General features: G+C 50.9%; 11 protein-coding genes and 2 tRNA genes. 8 read left to right on the top strand and 5 right to left on the bottom strand.

Annotation, left to right across the window (positions count from 1 at the left end; translation table 11 throughout):
- The first annotated feature begins 80 nt into the window (after window positions 1–80).
- From HOK28_18140 to HOK28_18130, 3 genes are read left to right on the top strand one after another with little or no spacing between them, the layout of a single operon-like run.
- Entirely contained in the window at window positions 81–506 is a 426-nt protein-coding gene (locus tag HOK28_18140; GenBank protein ID MBT6435023.1) for an Rrf2 family transcriptional regulator, read from the top strand.
- Window positions 506–1,483 (top strand): hypothetical protein, encoded by a 978-nt coding sequence (locus HOK28_18135; protein ID MBT6435022.1) that lies wholly within the window; start codon window positions 506–508, stop codon window positions 1,481–1,483. Before HOK28_18140 ends, HOK28_18135 begins: the two co-directional genes overlap by 1 nt.
- Window positions 1,484–1,494: 11 nt before the next feature.
- Window positions 1,495–2,229 (top strand): NAD-dependent epimerase/dehydratase family protein, encoded by a 735-nt coding sequence (locus HOK28_18130; protein ID MBT6435021.1) that lies wholly within the window; start codon window positions 1,495–1,497, stop codon window positions 2,227–2,229.
- On the opposite strand, the gene HOK28_18125 is transcribed toward HOK28_18130, so the two are convergent.
- On the bottom strand, window positions 2,226–3,107 hold the full coding sequence (locus HOK28_18125; protein ID MBT6435020.1) for a response regulator: 882 nt from the start codon (window positions 3,105–3,107) through the stop codon (window positions 2,226–2,228). The genes HOK28_18130 and HOK28_18125 overlap by 4 nt on opposite strands.
- Before the next feature lie 108 nt (window positions 3,108–3,215).
- Window positions 3,216–4,385, bottom strand: a complete 1,170-nt coding sequence (locus HOK28_18120; protein MBT6435019.1) for a protein kinase — start codon at window positions 4,383–4,385, stop codon at window positions 3,216–3,218.
- A 145-nt stretch (window positions 4,386–4,530) separates the two neighbouring features.
- Here HOK28_18120 and HOK28_18115 point away from each other — a divergent pair, with 145 nt between their 5' ends.
- From HOK28_18115 to HOK28_18105, 3 genes are read left to right on the top strand one after another with little or no spacing between them, the layout of a single operon-like run.
- The gene (locus tag HOK28_18115) at window positions 4,531–7,632 is read left to right on the top strand and encodes a hypothetical protein (GenBank protein MBT6435018.1); all 3,102 of its coding nucleotides are present in this window, start codon (window positions 4,531–4,533) and stop codon (window positions 7,630–7,632) included.
- 3 nt (window positions 7,633–7,635) lie between these two features.
- Window positions 7,636–9,054, top strand: coding sequence for a trypsin-like serine protease (locus tag HOK28_18110; GenBank protein ID MBT6435017.1), 1,419 nt, complete (start codon window positions 7,636–7,638; stop codon window positions 9,052–9,054).
- 18 nt (window positions 9,055–9,072) lie between these two features.
- Window positions 9,073–9,606: a protoporphyrinogen IX oxidase gene (locus HOK28_18105; protein MBT6435016.1), complete on the top strand. Its 534-nt coding sequence runs from the start codon at window positions 9,073–9,075 to the stop codon at window positions 9,604–9,606.
- A gap of 6 nt (window positions 9,607–9,612) precedes the next feature.
- Here the strand turns inward: HOK28_18105 and HOK28_18100 are convergent, their stop codons facing one another.
- Together HOK28_18100 and HOK28_18095 are read right to left on the bottom strand one after the other, a co-directional pair.
- A complete protein-coding gene (locus HOK28_18100) occupies window positions 9,613–10,002 on the bottom strand; it encodes a hypothetical protein (GenBank protein MBT6435015.1) in 390 nt (129 codons plus the stop codon).
- A 447-nt stretch (window positions 10,003–10,449) separates the two neighbouring features.
- Window positions 10,450–10,541, bottom strand: a tRNA-Ser gene (locus HOK28_18095).
- Window positions 10,542–10,613: 72 nt separating this feature from the next.
- Between HOK28_18095 and HOK28_18090 the strand changes: the two genes are divergently transcribed.
- Window positions 10,614–10,701: transfer RNA gene (locus HOK28_18090), tRNA-Ser, on the top strand.
- Between the two features lie 157 nt (window positions 10,702–10,858).
- Here HOK28_18090 and HOK28_18085 read toward each other — a convergent pair.
- Entirely contained in the window at window positions 10,859–13,168 is a 2,310-nt protein-coding gene (locus tag HOK28_18085; GenBank protein MBT6435014.1) for an FdhF/YdeP family oxidoreductase, read from the bottom strand.
- On the opposite strand from HOK28_18085, the gene HOK28_18080 reads away from it, so the two are divergent.
- On the top strand, window positions 13,158–13,670 hold the full coding sequence (locus tag HOK28_18080; protein MBT6435013.1) for a hypothetical protein: 513 nt from the start codon (window positions 13,158–13,160) through the stop codon (window positions 13,668–13,670). The genes HOK28_18085 and HOK28_18080 overlap by 11 nt on opposite strands.
- Window positions 13,671–14,044: the final 374 nt, after the last annotated feature.

Here is a 14,044-nt window from a genome sequence, read left to right as displayed (position 1 = left end):
CCCGTGCGCCCTTCTTTGATTGCGATGTAGCTATCCTATCGTTTGACTCTGAACCGGCCCATCCATAGTATCGAAGCCTTATGAAAGATGGTTCTAGGGGTGATTACGGGCTTCGGGCTCTGGTGTATTTAGCTGCACGTGCTGAACATGGGAAACCTGTTCAAATTCACGCGATTGCGGAAAGACAGCAGATTCCAGAAGACTATCTCCGGCAGCTTTTGGTTCAGCTACGAGCTGCGGGACTGGTTAAAAGCGTGCGTGGACCACATGGCGGCTACCTCTTAGCAAAAACGCCACTCGAAATCTCAATGGGCGAGGTCATCGAAGTGCTGGAAGGCGCGCCGGAACAGATTCATTACCAAAACGAGCGCTTAGGGGAGGCCGACCGACTTGATATCGTGGGAGCCGATCATATCCGCACCCGATTCAATCATGCGCTGAGTCAAATGCAGGCCATTCTACACCAGACAACCCTCGCCGATCTGGTCGCTGAGTCCAGTGATTGATGGATTTAGCTCGATTTCACCAGGAAACCTCGCGATTAGAACCCGGTGCGGCGCTTGGACAGTGTTATAGCCAAGGCGAGTTAGACTGCGAGACTCTTCAACGCTACTACGAAAACCTGAGCCGCCGCGCGGATGAGGCATCCGTGGTGGCCTCTGCATTGATATGTTTTGATTTAGCCGCGAATCACGACGAGGCCCAGGCAAAATCCCAGTATCCCTATATTTTGGAAGAGCTCCGGGCAGCGGGGCGTTTCACAGCCTTTCGAGAGCAATTGGTCGGCACGGAGCCAGCGTTGGTGGCTTTGTGGAAAATTTTCGAAATGTCGATTCTTCAGGCCGATCCACGATTTGAGCCGGGACGAGACGAAGTATCGATCGACGATCTTTCTGACGTAGAAATTGTCGAGGAAGAGCCAGAGCTGCAGGGTGAACCGCAGCTGGAAGTAGAACCGCCTTCTGAAATTGATTTTCGGCGCTACGGTTTAGCTCTTCAAGATTTCTTTGGGGATAATTTTATGTACCCCCTACCGAGCCCATCCGGTGGTTTCAGGCTCGATACCCGGCGCGATGTACAGCGGGTGGAGACTTTTATCTCTGAAATGACTGCGCTGGTTGGAGCTGTGCCAGGTGCCCGTATTTACCGGGCCTGGGCTTTGATTTTTTACGGTACCCACATGCGCTCGAGAGGACTTTTTGGGCTCATCAACACCCGGAAACAACAGATTTTACGTGAAGGTTTGAAGGAATTCGGGCGGTTGGCTCCAGGTATTTGGGAAGTGGCGGAAATGTTCACCACGGCCTACAGCGAGATGAGCGCTTGGGAAAAAATGATGGAACTTATTGCCGATTATACAATTTGGCTTGCCCATCACCCCCAGTCAGGTGCTGACGGTTTAGAGGCTTACGACCCGGTTGAGCGGCTCAACGAGCTTTATCGACGACGTAATCAAAACGACCGCCGCCGCGGTATGCGCTAGAAGTTATCTAGATGGGAAACGATTCTCCGATACGTGCTTTTGTTGCTGGGGCCACAGGTTACACGGGCCGTGAAGTGGCTCGTTTGCTTGGCGAGCAAAACATCGAAACTTACATGCATGTTAGGCCAGACTCGCGGCAGCTCGAGCGCTGGAAAAGTTATGCAGAAGACGCTGGCGTTTATCTCGATACGACCTCTTGGCGAGCCCAGGCTTTTGAAGAACGATTGAAGGAATTAGAGCCCACGCATGTGTTTGGCTTACTGGGAACAACCAAGGCACGGGCAAAGAGAGTGGGGCGATCGGGTGGCGATGCTTCACTGAACACTTACGAAACAGTCGATTACGGTTTAACGATGGAGCTCCTGGTTGCTGGGCAGAAAATGACTTCGCAACCTCGTTTTGTCTACCTCTCTTCGGCGGGTTCTGGGCCGAAGGCCAAAGGTGACTATCTCAAAGTGAGACACCGCATTGAAGAGGCTCTGCGAGAGTCTTATGATAATTTCGTTTCAATTCGCCCCTCGTTCATTACGGGAGAAGGTAGAGATGATGCGAGGCCAATGGAGCGCATAGGAGCAGGTCTAAGTGACGTTTTGCTGGGCACCATGGGTTTGATCGGGGCAGGGCGTTTAAGAGACCGATACCGTTCCATCACCAACACGGAGTTGGCACGAGCTGTTATCCACCATGGGCTATTAGGGAAAGACTCTCCACGTATTGTTGAAGGAGAGTCATTGCACGGCCTTTAAGCCGCCTGCATCTGATCGGGTGGTACCACCGTCACAACGATTGGGAAGATCCAGTTTCGAGTTTTTACGTCAACCTTGAATTTATGCCGAGCGGTTTGTTTGTAAGGAATTCCGCAGTCTTGTCCGCCCGAAGGCAGTGAGAGTTTGACGGGGAATGTTTTCCCGATGATTCGAACTGCTGACCCAAGAACCATATTGAGAATTTCTTGCATGCTGTCGAGAATTAAATCGTCGTCCAGCTCGCTTGGGTCCATTTGCATGAGGGCGCAGGCTGCGGACGCCGCGAGGTCACGTGACCAACCCATGCTGATCTCAATATCGGCCACGCCTTCTGCGGGTATCATGCCGGCGAAGTCCCAATTTCGGTCCTGGATTTTTGCGTCGAGATTGTTCACCTTCAAGATATGGGTTTGAGCTCCAAGCATCAGGTTGAAGGTTTGCTTGGTTGCCTCAGCAACTTGTTTTACGACCATGTTGATTTCAGGGGTGGTCGGCGCTTCATGCTCCTGGGCATTGAAAACGGCATCGAGTACTTCGCTTACACCTTCACGTGTATAGGGCTTTTCGAGATAAGAGTGAGCACCCAGTGAAATACCGCGTTTGATATTTTCACTGCCGACCAGCGCGCTTTGAAATACCACTGGGATTTTTTTCCAACGTTTGACGTTGTTGATGATTTCGCACATCAACCAGCCGTCCATTCGGGGCATATCTACATCTAAAAAGATAAGGTCTGGCGTGTGGTCTGTGAGGTAATCGAGCGCTTCGAGCCCGGTGCCAACGCAGTGGATATCCTCATATTGGAGGGACTTCAGAAGCTGTCGCAGCAGCGTTTGAATGTTTTCATCGTCATCAATCACTAGGATTTTCTTGTTCATAAACAATCCATTGGCACGTGCCGCCACACTTTGACGTCTCTTACTTCAAATGATGACTGGTTTGCCTAAGTGACACAATAGGCATCTGTGGGGCGGAGCTGTCTTGACTCAGTGGTACTTTAGATAGTGCTCAATGATGTCGCGAAGTACTTCTTCACGGCTAAGTTTTCTCTTGCCAGCCAGGCGCTCTAGGCGCTCAAGGGTATCGTTGGGGACCGTAAGCTGAAGTTCGGCTGTTCCGGGTGTGAGCTGACGGGCCAGGCGCTGGCTCGAGGGTGTTGAGTGGGATGTGACCGCGGAAATACTGGGCGGCGGTGGGGGACTGTTTGGCTGCTTGGACGATGTTGGAGTGTCCATCCGCCTACGTTGTTGCTCGTCGGCCAGTTCCTCCTTGAATTGCTGCTTGAGAAAGTTGGCCAAGTGCATATTCGACGGGGTGAACTCGTTTTGGGCTAGAAAGTCATCGATATCCATCTGCATTTCTTGTGCAGTTTGGTAACGCTTCTTGCGATCCTTCTGAAGCGCTTTCATGATAATTTCTTCGGCTCGGGCCGGGATTTCATCTCGGAAGTAGCTCGGCGGGTAGATTCGGCCATCGATGATCTGATTCATAATATCGAGATCGTTACTGCCAGAATAAAGTTTAAAACTTGTAAGCGCTTCGTAAAGAACGCAGCCCAATGCAAAGATGTCCGAGCGCTTGTCGACTTCTTTTCCCAGCACCTGTTCGGGCGACATGTAACAGAGCTTGCCTTTGATTTCCCCGGCCTTGGTTTCGTGCATTTGAGTGGCCGCTTTGGCGATGCCGAAATCGAGAATTTTGACGGTTCCAGTCCAGGCGATTCGGATATTTTCCGGTGAAACATCGCGGTGAACAATTTGCAGCGGCTTGCCTTGGGTATCGTTTTGGTTGTGCGCGTAATTAAGGGCCTCGCACACGGAACTACCTATTTTTAATGCATATTCTACAGGTAGATGAATGCCCCGCTCTTTGATTTTGGGGATGATGGCGCTCATATCTTGCCCGGCTACATACTCCATGGCGATGAAGTAACTGTCCTCGATCCGGCCGAGATCATAGATGTGCACAATGTTGGGGTGGATGAGCTGAGCGGCAAGTTTTGCCTCGCCAAGGAACATATTGACGAAGGCTCTTTGCTCGGTGAGGTGAGGTCGAATGCGCTTGATGACGATGTCTTTTTCAAAGCCCGCCATACCCGTACGGCGCGCCAAGTAGACCTCAGCCATGCCGCCGATGCCGACCTGCTCCAAAAGCATGTAATCACCGAAATTTTCGTTCAATGGCACTAACTTAGCTCTCCTTCATGGGCAGAAAAGCAAACACGCCCGCCGGGGTCAAGATGAACCTGTTTTTGACGCGGCGCGGCATGCCCAATTAGATTCTGTTCGTTATGGTCTTATCATGTTGAATAAATACCTCCCCATAGTATCGATTTTAGTTTTGGCCGGGTGCGGCATACGTTCGCCCGGGATGGATATTCCTGATGGTTACACCGTGCCGTTGGACCGCAGCAGCTGGAGCGTGACAACAACGGTCCTGAACCCTTACGTCCAGGCTGGCGACGTTGTGCAGGTGCAATGTGAGCTGCTGGGTGTGCAGGATGGAGTGGCCGCGGCTGCGCTGGAGCTAACCGCTCGTGTGGCACCAGTGATTGAAGTCCTGAGTGAATCGAGTGACCGCTTTACGATCACGCCAACCGCGGTGGGCGAATACATCGTTTTTTGCGGAACAAGCGATGGTGCAGTGACCGATATCTCGGGTGATAAATTCACCGTTGAGCCGGGCGAGCCTGTGGCGGTGGAAACTCGGCTAGATGCGACGAGTGCAGTTGCGGGCGTAGCCGTCGGTGTGGATTGCCAGATGTTTGATGCTTATGGCAACGAAACCTCTCTGAACGTACGCGATATTGAAATTGCGACGGACCCAATTGTTGAACGCCATCTTGGAATCGCCAGCCAGTATGTTTTGCGCGGAACCCTCGTGGGGACTTATCCGGTGGCGTGTGAGCTTGCCAATGGTGTGGTTGATGTTACGCCAGAGCAGCTTACTGTTTTGCCAGGATTCCCGGCGCAAAGTCAGACGACGATTACCGCAGATGTTGTTTCTCCCACTGAGGTCGTGGGCGTGAGCTGTACCTATACCGACTCATACGGCAACCCGCTTGAGGGTGTTACAACGAGCGTGACCGTGGTGCCTTCGGCTGCGATGGGTGCTTCGTATGACGGCCTCGTGATGGGTGACATGGATTTCAGCGCGACGGTTACCGGACAGTACTGGGTTCACTGTACAACACCTGGTTATACGGGCGGGGATGAGTCTCCGGCGATTGTGACGGTCGTTCCCGGCCTTCCTTTCTCGTGGGGCGTGGATGCTCTAGACCAAGACTGTTTTTGGCAAGACCGCAATATCCCAATTGATTGGGTTGTGTACGATTACTGGGGCAACGTTGTTCCCAACGTTTCGGTGCAAGTCACATCGGTTCCCGAAGATGGCTTTGTAGCCATGGGAGACGGTACCTACCGGCTTCAGGCAGAAGCGGATTACGACTTAACGGTTGAGGTCCTAAGCGAGCAGCATCCAGAAAGTACCATTGAACCCTTCGCCCTGAACGTGCGGGTTGATTCAACCCCTCCGAGGATTGTGGTGGACTCACCGAACCGCGCAGAAATGCTGCAGTCTGGTGGAAATGGCGATCAACAAATTTGGGTTAACGGTAGCGTCAATGACTCTCTAAGTTTCGTGACCGCACTTTCCATCAACAATACTGATTTGAGCGTCAGCGGTGCGAGTACGTCGGAAAACTTTTCGCAGCCACAAGACAGCCGCTGGGGTCTTACGATTGTTAATGGTGAAGCGGTAGATGAATGTGGCAACAGGCGTGTGATTGCTCAGTCGTATTTGCGAAGCCCAGAGTATTACCCGGCGTTGACCTCTACGAGTAACAGTTCGGTGGCTGACCAAGGCATCATCGCCCACATGAACCAGCCAATCATTGATGACTACGACCGAAGCGATGTCGACGATTTGGCGACCTTGGGTGAAGTGGTTCTTCAGTACATCGACTTCAACGAGATTGCGCCTCCGGGAACAGCCTTCGCGCAAGACTCCTTAAGCCCATCTTCATGCAGCTGGTTCGAGTTTACGAGTGATACAGGCTATTGGGTTGGGCGCGACCCCAACGCGAATCGCCAGATCAATGTGGCGGGTCCTTGGATCAATTACATGAAGGCCATCGATGGCGGCATGGAATTGAGTATGACGGTTTCCGATTTTGACTTTCCAATTTATGCCTATGGCGCACTTATTGTGTGTGCTGGAATCAGCGGCGTTGGACCTGCAGAAATCGGTGTGAACGGCTGGGTTGGCCTAAGCAACGCCGATGTGGACGCCACGCTAAATATTGATGTTGTTAATGGGCAGCCTCAAGTTGAGCTGAGCTCTCTTAACGTTCAAACCTCTGGTCTTTACGTAAACCTTGATTGCGGCATCTTAGATTTCCTCTGCGATATTGTTACCGACATTGTAGTTCCACTCGTTGAAGACCAGTTGGTGGATGCCATTTCCGATGCCCTACGCGACACGCTTTCAGACACGATGGAAGATTTACTGAGCGGTTTTATCTTAGACAACGGTTTCGACATTCCTGAGCCGATCGACATGACGCTTAACGTGGCAAGTGCTTTGGACCACGCGGAGTTCCAAGGTTCATTCAACGGTCAGCCAGGTTACGGCGAAATTGGTCTCGGTACTCAGCTCTATCCAAGCACTCAAGGCGATATGATTGCCAACGATGCACGCGGCTCACTTAAACGAGAGAGCACCATGCCTGCCTTTAGCCGAACCGATTATAACTTCGGGATTGGTTTGAAGGATGAAATGGTTAACCAGGTACTCTGGGCTATGTGGTATGGCGGCGGTTTAAGCTTTGACAACTTGATGGAAACGGTTGGCCAACTGGGCTCTGGCGGGGACGATGACTTCAGTGACGTGGTGAGTTTATCGTTTAATGCGGAGCTGCCTCCTGTGCTCATGCCAGGGCGTTCTGGTTACGAAGTGGATATTGGTCTTGGTGATGTTTGGATTGAAGCTCAGATTGATATTGCGGGCCTACTCGGCTCTGAACCATCGACCGATGGCGTGGGCGTACTCAATATAGGTGCTTATCTCTCCACCATTGTTGGCGGGTCCATCGATATCGATCCAACCACGAATCAGTTGCAGCTGCTCGTTAACGACGATTACAGCGCTTACATTGAAGTGGTTCAAATTGATGACGTAGGCTACCAAGGTGTGATGAGCGACTTACTCGCCAAGATCTTGGAGCTTTTGATTCCGAACTTACTCGGTGAAACATTGGGAGCATTCCCGATTCCAGCATTTGACCTTGCCGCTTTAGCGGGCGAGGGCGTAGTACCGCCTGGAACGATCTGGGAACTTACCAATTCATCTATCGAGCGTGACCCAGGTGACGGCTATCTCTTGCTCACAGGAAGCTTGGAATAGGCATTGTCAGTTGCTGGCATTCACACTAAGCTCCATGGAATGTATCGATTTTTAGCTGTATTTTTTATCGGTTTTCTGGGTGCTTGCGCACCCTTAGATGAGGTGTCTTTGGATGACTCATCGCAGTGGTGTGAAGAGTCCATCGTAAACGGAACCCGTGAGCCACAGAACACATTTCTAACGCAAGGGCAGATCAATGCGATTGGCTACTTAGCGGGTGAAGCCGGCACCGAGTTTTGTTCAGGAACTTTAATCTCAGATCGAGTGGTCATTACTGCCAGTCACTGCACAGAGGGTGAGCAGGCGTACCGTATATTTTTTGGCTTCGGCATGTTGCCTCTTGAACCATTGGCTCTTATCCCAGTTGCTCAAATTATTGAGCACCCCTCGGTGGATTTTGCGGTCTTGATTTTAGGTATCAACGCCTCAGAGCTTGTCGCCGATCTTACGCCGATTGCCATGAACCGAGAGAGCCTAGAAGGTTGGGAAGACCGATGGGTAGATGCATCGGGATACGGAAATACCTATTCAAACGATACTGGGCAGTTCTTCGCATCGGTAAAAATCACTTCTTTTGACTCCGAAACAGTCACTGTAGATGGTCAGGGTGAACAAGGCATTTGTTACGGCGACTCTGGCGGTCCAATTCTTTGGCAACCTTCAGCCGATGTGGCGCCGGTTGTTGTGGGAACGGAGCAGTGGGGCGATTCAACCTGTGTTGATGTCGATCATCTCACGCGTGTTGATTTAATGGCCGATTGGGTCGACGAAACTTTGGCAATGGGCCTGCCTCCGGTTTTCGAAAAATGTGAAGACGATACCCCGAGGGCTTGTGAAGAGGATATTCTGGTTCAATGCGTGGATGGCTACAAGCGGATTGAAGACTGCAGAGCAACCGATAGGTACTGCGGCTGGTGGGGTAACTCCCGGGGTTGGGCTTGTCTTCCTGAGGAATGTGGTGAGATCGATTTTTACGGAAGTTGTGATGGCAATGTTCTCACATGGTGCGCCCGCAATGGCTTGCGCAACAGGGACTGCGGGGCTCAGGGTGAGTTATGTGTCTTCCAAGGCCCGGACGAAGGTTACGACTGTGCGGAATGCGTAACGTGCGACGGTGTTTGCACCGATGTTTCTTTTTCGATGGAGCATTGCGGCGCATGTGACAGCCCATGTGCACCGGAAAACGGTTATGGTCTGTGTGACCTTGGGCTTTGCAAGCTTCAAGGCTGCCAAACTGGGTTTTACGACGTGGACGGAGATCCTGCGAATGGTTGCGAGTTTGATTTTTTACAAAACGCAATCGACAATGGTTTTGAGCCCGGGGAAGAGGGCTGTGCTGCAGCCGGATTGCCTCTTTGGTGGCTTTTGGCTTTCGTGGGTGTGCTCAGGTTTCGAAAACGCTCTCTTGATTGTCCCAGCTGAAACCTTCAAAAGGTATTTATGACCTACGGTATCGTCAAAGCTCTTCACATCATCGCTTTTACTTGCTGGTTTGCGGGCCTTTTTTATGTGGTTCGGCTCTTTATTTACAACACCGAGGCCCGAGCGCGAAACGACAACCCGGAACTTATTGAGCAGCTAAGCACCATGCAGAGGCGTCTATGGAATGGGATTACCACTCCGGCCATGGTCTTCACGATGATTTTTGGTCTCTGGCTTGCTCATCTCTACGTACAACTCTTCGGGAATGTCCCTGCGTGGTTGATTATCAAATTGAGTTTGGTGGGATCACTTTTAGGTTACCATTACATGCTGGGAATTATTCACCGCCGTTTAATGGATGGAACGAGTACGTGGAGTTCTAAGTCGCTTAGAATGGTAAATGAAGTGGCCACCTTGTTTTTAGTGGCCATCGTTTTTGTCGCGGTTTTGAAAAGTGCGCTCACCTTAAGTGTAGCTGCAACAATATTACTTGTTTTCAGCGTTCTCTTGGTTGGCGGATTTATGCTTTATCAAAAAGTGCGCAAGGCTTGATGCAGTTTATGCAACCCACCTGTCTATTTGGTTAGCCGCAATTTGCGACTTCAGAGCGTCTCTCTGGGTGGCTACGTTTTCTAATTTCTCTAATTTGTTATCCGCCGAACGAATCATGTCTTTGTTGGAGTCGAGCATCATGACGCCAATAAGGGGTCCGAAAGGTGGGACAAAGAAGACAGCCTTCTCATACCACTTAAGGCCAGCCCAAGTATCTGCACCTTTTGAAGAAGCTACGTCGGCACGGGCCTGCTCCAGGCTCTGGTCGAGGTTGGGATATTGCTGGTTGAGGGCTTCGAGCTGCGCTTGGGGAGAGGCTGGAGCCCTAGATGGAGCTGAAGCAGTGTTACTGAGGTAATTGTGTGTGATGGGCTGATTGTTTGTGATGGCGGGCATGCTGATATCCTTGGTCTAAAGTTCTCTTGGTTAGTGAGAGTATCGCTTCAGCTCTTAGACAGTTGCTTGTTTGAGCCGAAAATGTGGCTCATAAGGAATTCTTTGAATTCCTTGGTCAGAGCCCAGTGAAAACAGGGTCTTAGTGGTTCAATGCAGAGAAATTTTTGATCGTGATTGGTGAATCCGATCAGAAATCAGATCATTTTCTAGAATTTTAACTCTCAAAAATGCATTTCCACGGCCCGGCGATCTGAAAAATAGGCCTTTTGACGGCTGTTTCAGAGGTGCTTTAGGAGATTATTTTGGGTCGGCGTACTTTTTTAACGCTCTGTATTGAATCGGTTGGAAGTGGGCGGGGGGCGAAAAATCGGACGCAAATTCCCGTTGCCCTTGATTAAAAAGGCTCTGTCTTATTGATTTAACAGGGGAATTTACAAGATTTGCAAATGGCGGAGTGGGGGGGATTCGAACCCCCGGTACCGGTCTCCCAGTACAATGGCTTAGCAAGCCACCGCCTTCAGCCGCTCGGCCACCACTCCACCAAAGGCGAGGCGGGTAGTAGCGCAAAGAGTTGAAAGTTTCAAGCACTTGGTATAGATCCGGCCTCGGTTGGAGGAATGGCCGAGCGGCCGAAGGCACTGGTCTTGAAAACCAGCGTAGGGCGACCTACCGGGGGTTCGAATCCCTCTTCCTCCGCCACTTCTTTTTTATCTCATCTCAAATTTTATGAATTCATTCAGACGGCTTGGATAAGTCGTTTGTACTCAGCTGTGTTCGCTTGGGAGAAGCTTTAGCTCCAAGCCAAGTTGAGTGTGTGGGAGTTCGTCGGGCGGGGCAGGTATCGTAGGAGCGTCTCTTAATTTTTAGGCGCCTTCTCCAGGCTTACAACCACTGATTTACTCGCAGGTGTCAGACTCTTCTTGGCAAACTTATCAATCGGAACCAAAACATTCGCCTCTGGAAAATAGGTTGCGACGCATCCTCGCGGGATGTCGTAAGGCACCACCTTAAAGGCTTGTGCCACACGTTCACGGCCGCCAAATGTATTGTGGATGTTGACCATATCCTCGTCCTGTAGCTTCTGCTCTGCCATATCGTCGACATTCATTAAGATAACGCGCCGTACCTGTAAGATACCGCGGTACCGGTCGTCCAAACCGTAAATCGTTGTGTTGTATTGGTCGTGGCTGCGAATGGTCATCATTAGGAACTGATGCGGATTAAGTTGATGCTTCGGGATTGGGTGAACCGTGAAGGCAGCCTTTCCAGAAGGGGTTGTAAAGTTTCCTTCCCGAGGCCCGTTGGGTAACGAAAAGCCATGGGGGTTGGCCACCCGTTCGTTAAAGTTTTCAAACCCGGGAATGCACTCCTCGATGAGGTCGCGAATAATATTGTAATTATGGCTCAGGGAGTTCCAGTCGGTTCCCGTTTTGGTTTTAAGGGCTGCCTGGGCCATACCGGCAACAATGGCCGGCTCCGACAGCAGATGCTTGGAGGCAGGGTTTAGGTGCCCCTGAGACCTGTGCACAATGCCCATGGAGTTCTCCACCGTGACAAATTGACGACCGCTAGGCTGCTGGTCAATTTCGGTGCGGCCCAAGCAGGGAAGAATCAGCGCTCTGTGCCCAGTGATTAAGTGACTTCGGTTGAGCTTGGTTGAGATTTGAACGGTGAGTTTACAGGTTCTCAATGCATCGGCTGTGTACTCGGTGTCGGGGGTGGCGCTGATAAAATTCCCGCCGAGACCTACAAAAACTTTAACCTCGTTGCGCTTCATAGCTTCTATCACTGGCACCACTGCAAGTCCGTGTTCACGAGGAGGCTCGAAGTGAAAGACCTCGCCGAGTCGATCGAGAAACTCCTTAGGAGGCGCCTCCCAAATACCCATTGTGCGGTCGCCTTGAACATTGCTGTGGCCGCGCACGGGGCAGGCCCCAGCTCCAGGCTTGCCGATATTTCCGCCCATGAGAAGAAGATTTAAAACCGACTGAATATTGGCCACACCATTGACGTGCTGAGTAAGCCCCATGGCCCAGCAGATAATGACACCGTCAGCCTCTTGGTAGAGCTGAGCGGCTTGCCGAATATCTTTTTCGAGCAGGCCACTAACTTCCACAATCTCGTCCCAGGGAGTTGCTTCGATATCAGCCGCGAATGCTTCAAAGTCTTCAGTTTTTGACTCAATGAAGGCTTCATCCAGTACTGAGCCAGGGTGTTTCGCTTCGTTTTCTAAAAGGACTTTCATCATTCCTTTTAAAAGAGCGATGTCTCCGTTGATTCGAACTTGAAGATACAAATCTGTGAGTTCACGCCCACCGACTAAAAAATCCCCCACCTTTTGAGGGTGAGTGAATCTTTGAAGCCCAACTTCTTTAAGTGGATTGACGGAGACAATTTTTGCTCCGGCAGCTTTGGCCTCTCGTAACGTGGAGAGCATCCGGGGATGATTGGTACCGGGGTTTTGCCCAAAGATGAAAATCGCTCCCGCTTTTTCGAAGTCTTCTAGGGTGACCGTACCCTTGCCGATACCGATGATCGGGACCATGGCAAGGCCACTGGACTCGTGACACATGTTGGAACAGTCCGGCATGTTGTTGGTGCCAAATTGCCGAACAAAGAGCTGGTAGAGAAACGCAGCCTCATTGGAGGTTCTGCCCGAAGTGTAAAACGCGGCTTCGTCTGGGTGTGCGAGCTGGTTCAGCTCGGCGGCGATAACTTTGAAAGCTTCTTCCCAACCAATCGTTGTATAATGTGTGGCGCCGGGCTCAAGCACCATCGGCTGGGTGAGACGCCCGGCATGACCCAGTTCATAATCGGTCCACTGGCCCAGCTCAGCTACGCTGTGTTTCTTGAAAAACTTAGGACCGGCGCGTTTTAAGGTCGCCTCTTCGGCCACTGCTTTGGCCCCATTTTCACAAAACTCGAATTGACTGCGGTGTTTAGGATCTGGCCAGGCGCAGCCAGGGCAATCGAAACCTTCAGTCTGATTGACTTTGAGTAAGGTTTGGCCGGTTCGTATGGGTCCCATTTCCAACATGCCATGACGCAGCGCCTCAACAACTGCTTTAACGCCGCCGGCAGACGTTGATGCGGCAGTGCGCAGCATCTTCTCTTTACGAACAGGGGGCTGAGCATTTGATTTAAACAATGGGTTCTTGGACGACATACTATACCTTATGGCTAATCAGCGTATTTCTAAATTTTGTAGCCTTTACGATACTATCAAGTTCCGCACCAGTTGGCAGGGGCTCTTTACCAAATCGATGGAAGTCGCGGATGTATCTGGCGTTAACAAGGTTTATCTCACGATTAAAAGTAATGACGCTGAACTTTTGGAAGCTTATTCACCTGCGGTCTTTAAGCTTACGGCGCTCTATGAACGCAGCCCTCTAACGGTTTTAGAGAATGAGGTAGAGCCGAGCGACTTGGGTGCAGCCTCCTTAGAGCCTGAGCCGGAGGATGCGCCCTTTTTAGAATATGAAGTGACTGAAACAGATCTTGTTTCGGAAGCTATGGGTTTTCGGTTGGAAGAAAATGTGCCATCCGGTCACCGGCCATTTTTCATCTGGCGTTATTCTGTTTGGAGCCGGGTCTATCTCAAGGCTTGGACTCAGGCAAAACCCGATTCGGCATGGTTGCCCTGTTTAAACAAGCGCGATTTGAAATAAAGCGAAATGTTCACTGGCTCCATGCCTTCTTCTCACCAGCTAAAAGTAGGCATCAAGGAGCGCAGTTCCGCAGACTACGTTCTTGAGTTTCCCCATCCCTGAAGCCTCACCTTCGCTTACAAAAGTAGATCTTACGATTTGATTTTGGGACAAATAAGCGTACCAAAATGGGCCATTTCTCGGCCAAGCATCGAGTACGCCGCCGACTTGTTAGCATCTTACTGTGGGGTAGATTTTTAAGTGGTCGAAATGCAACCGATTTTAGAAAACGTTGAATTTGTGGCCGCAAAAAACTAGGGCGAAAACTTCTGTCCTACTTATCGTTTCGTCATTTTAGGATCTTGCGAAGATGTTGAGAGGTGCGCAATTCCAAG

The sequence above is a fragment of the Deltaproteobacteria bacterium genome (assembly GCA_018668695.1).
GTDB lineage: Bacteria > Myxococcota > XYA12-FULL-58-9 > XYA12-FULL-58-9 > JABJBS01 > JABJBS01.
Note: the sequence above shows the minus strand (reverse complement) of the source record. Positions and strands in the feature narration are given on the sequence as shown.

What these genes read in the sequence shown, in the direction of transcription:
- HOK28_18140 (MBT6435023.1), top strand. Translation starts at nt 81, where the DNA reads ATGAAAGATGGTTCTAGGGGTGATTACGGGCTTCGGGCTCTGGTGTAT.
- HOK28_18135 (MBT6435022.1), top strand. Translation starts at nt 506, where the DNA reads ATGGATTTAGCTCGATTTCACCAGGAAACCTCGCGATTAGAACCCGGT.
- HOK28_18130 (MBT6435021.1), top strand. Translation starts at nt 1,495, where the DNA reads ATGGGAAACGATTCTCCGATACGTGCTTTTGTTGCTGGGGCCACAGGT.
- HOK28_18125 (MBT6435020.1), bottom strand. Translation starts at nt 3,107, where the DNA reads ATGAACAAGAAAATCCTAGTGATTGATGACGATGAAAACATTCAAACG.
- HOK28_18120 (MBT6435019.1), bottom strand. Translation starts at nt 4,385, where the DNA reads ATGCTTTTGGAGCAGGTCGGCATCGGCGGCATGGCTGAGGTCTACTTG.
- HOK28_18115 (MBT6435018.1), top strand. Translation starts at nt 4,531, where the DNA reads ATGTTGAATAAATACCTCCCCATAGTATCGATTTTAGTTTTGGCCGGG.
- HOK28_18105 (MBT6435016.1), top strand. Translation starts at nt 9,073, where the DNA reads ATGACCTACGGTATCGTCAAAGCTCTTCACATCATCGCTTTTACTTGC.
- HOK28_18100 (MBT6435015.1), bottom strand. Translation starts at nt 10,002, where the DNA reads ATGCCCGCCATCACAAACAATCAGCCCATCACACACAATTACCTCAGT.
- HOK28_18085 (MBT6435014.1), bottom strand. Translation starts at nt 13,168, where the DNA reads ATGTCGTCCAAGAACCCATTGTTTAAATCAAATGCTCAGCCCCCTGTT.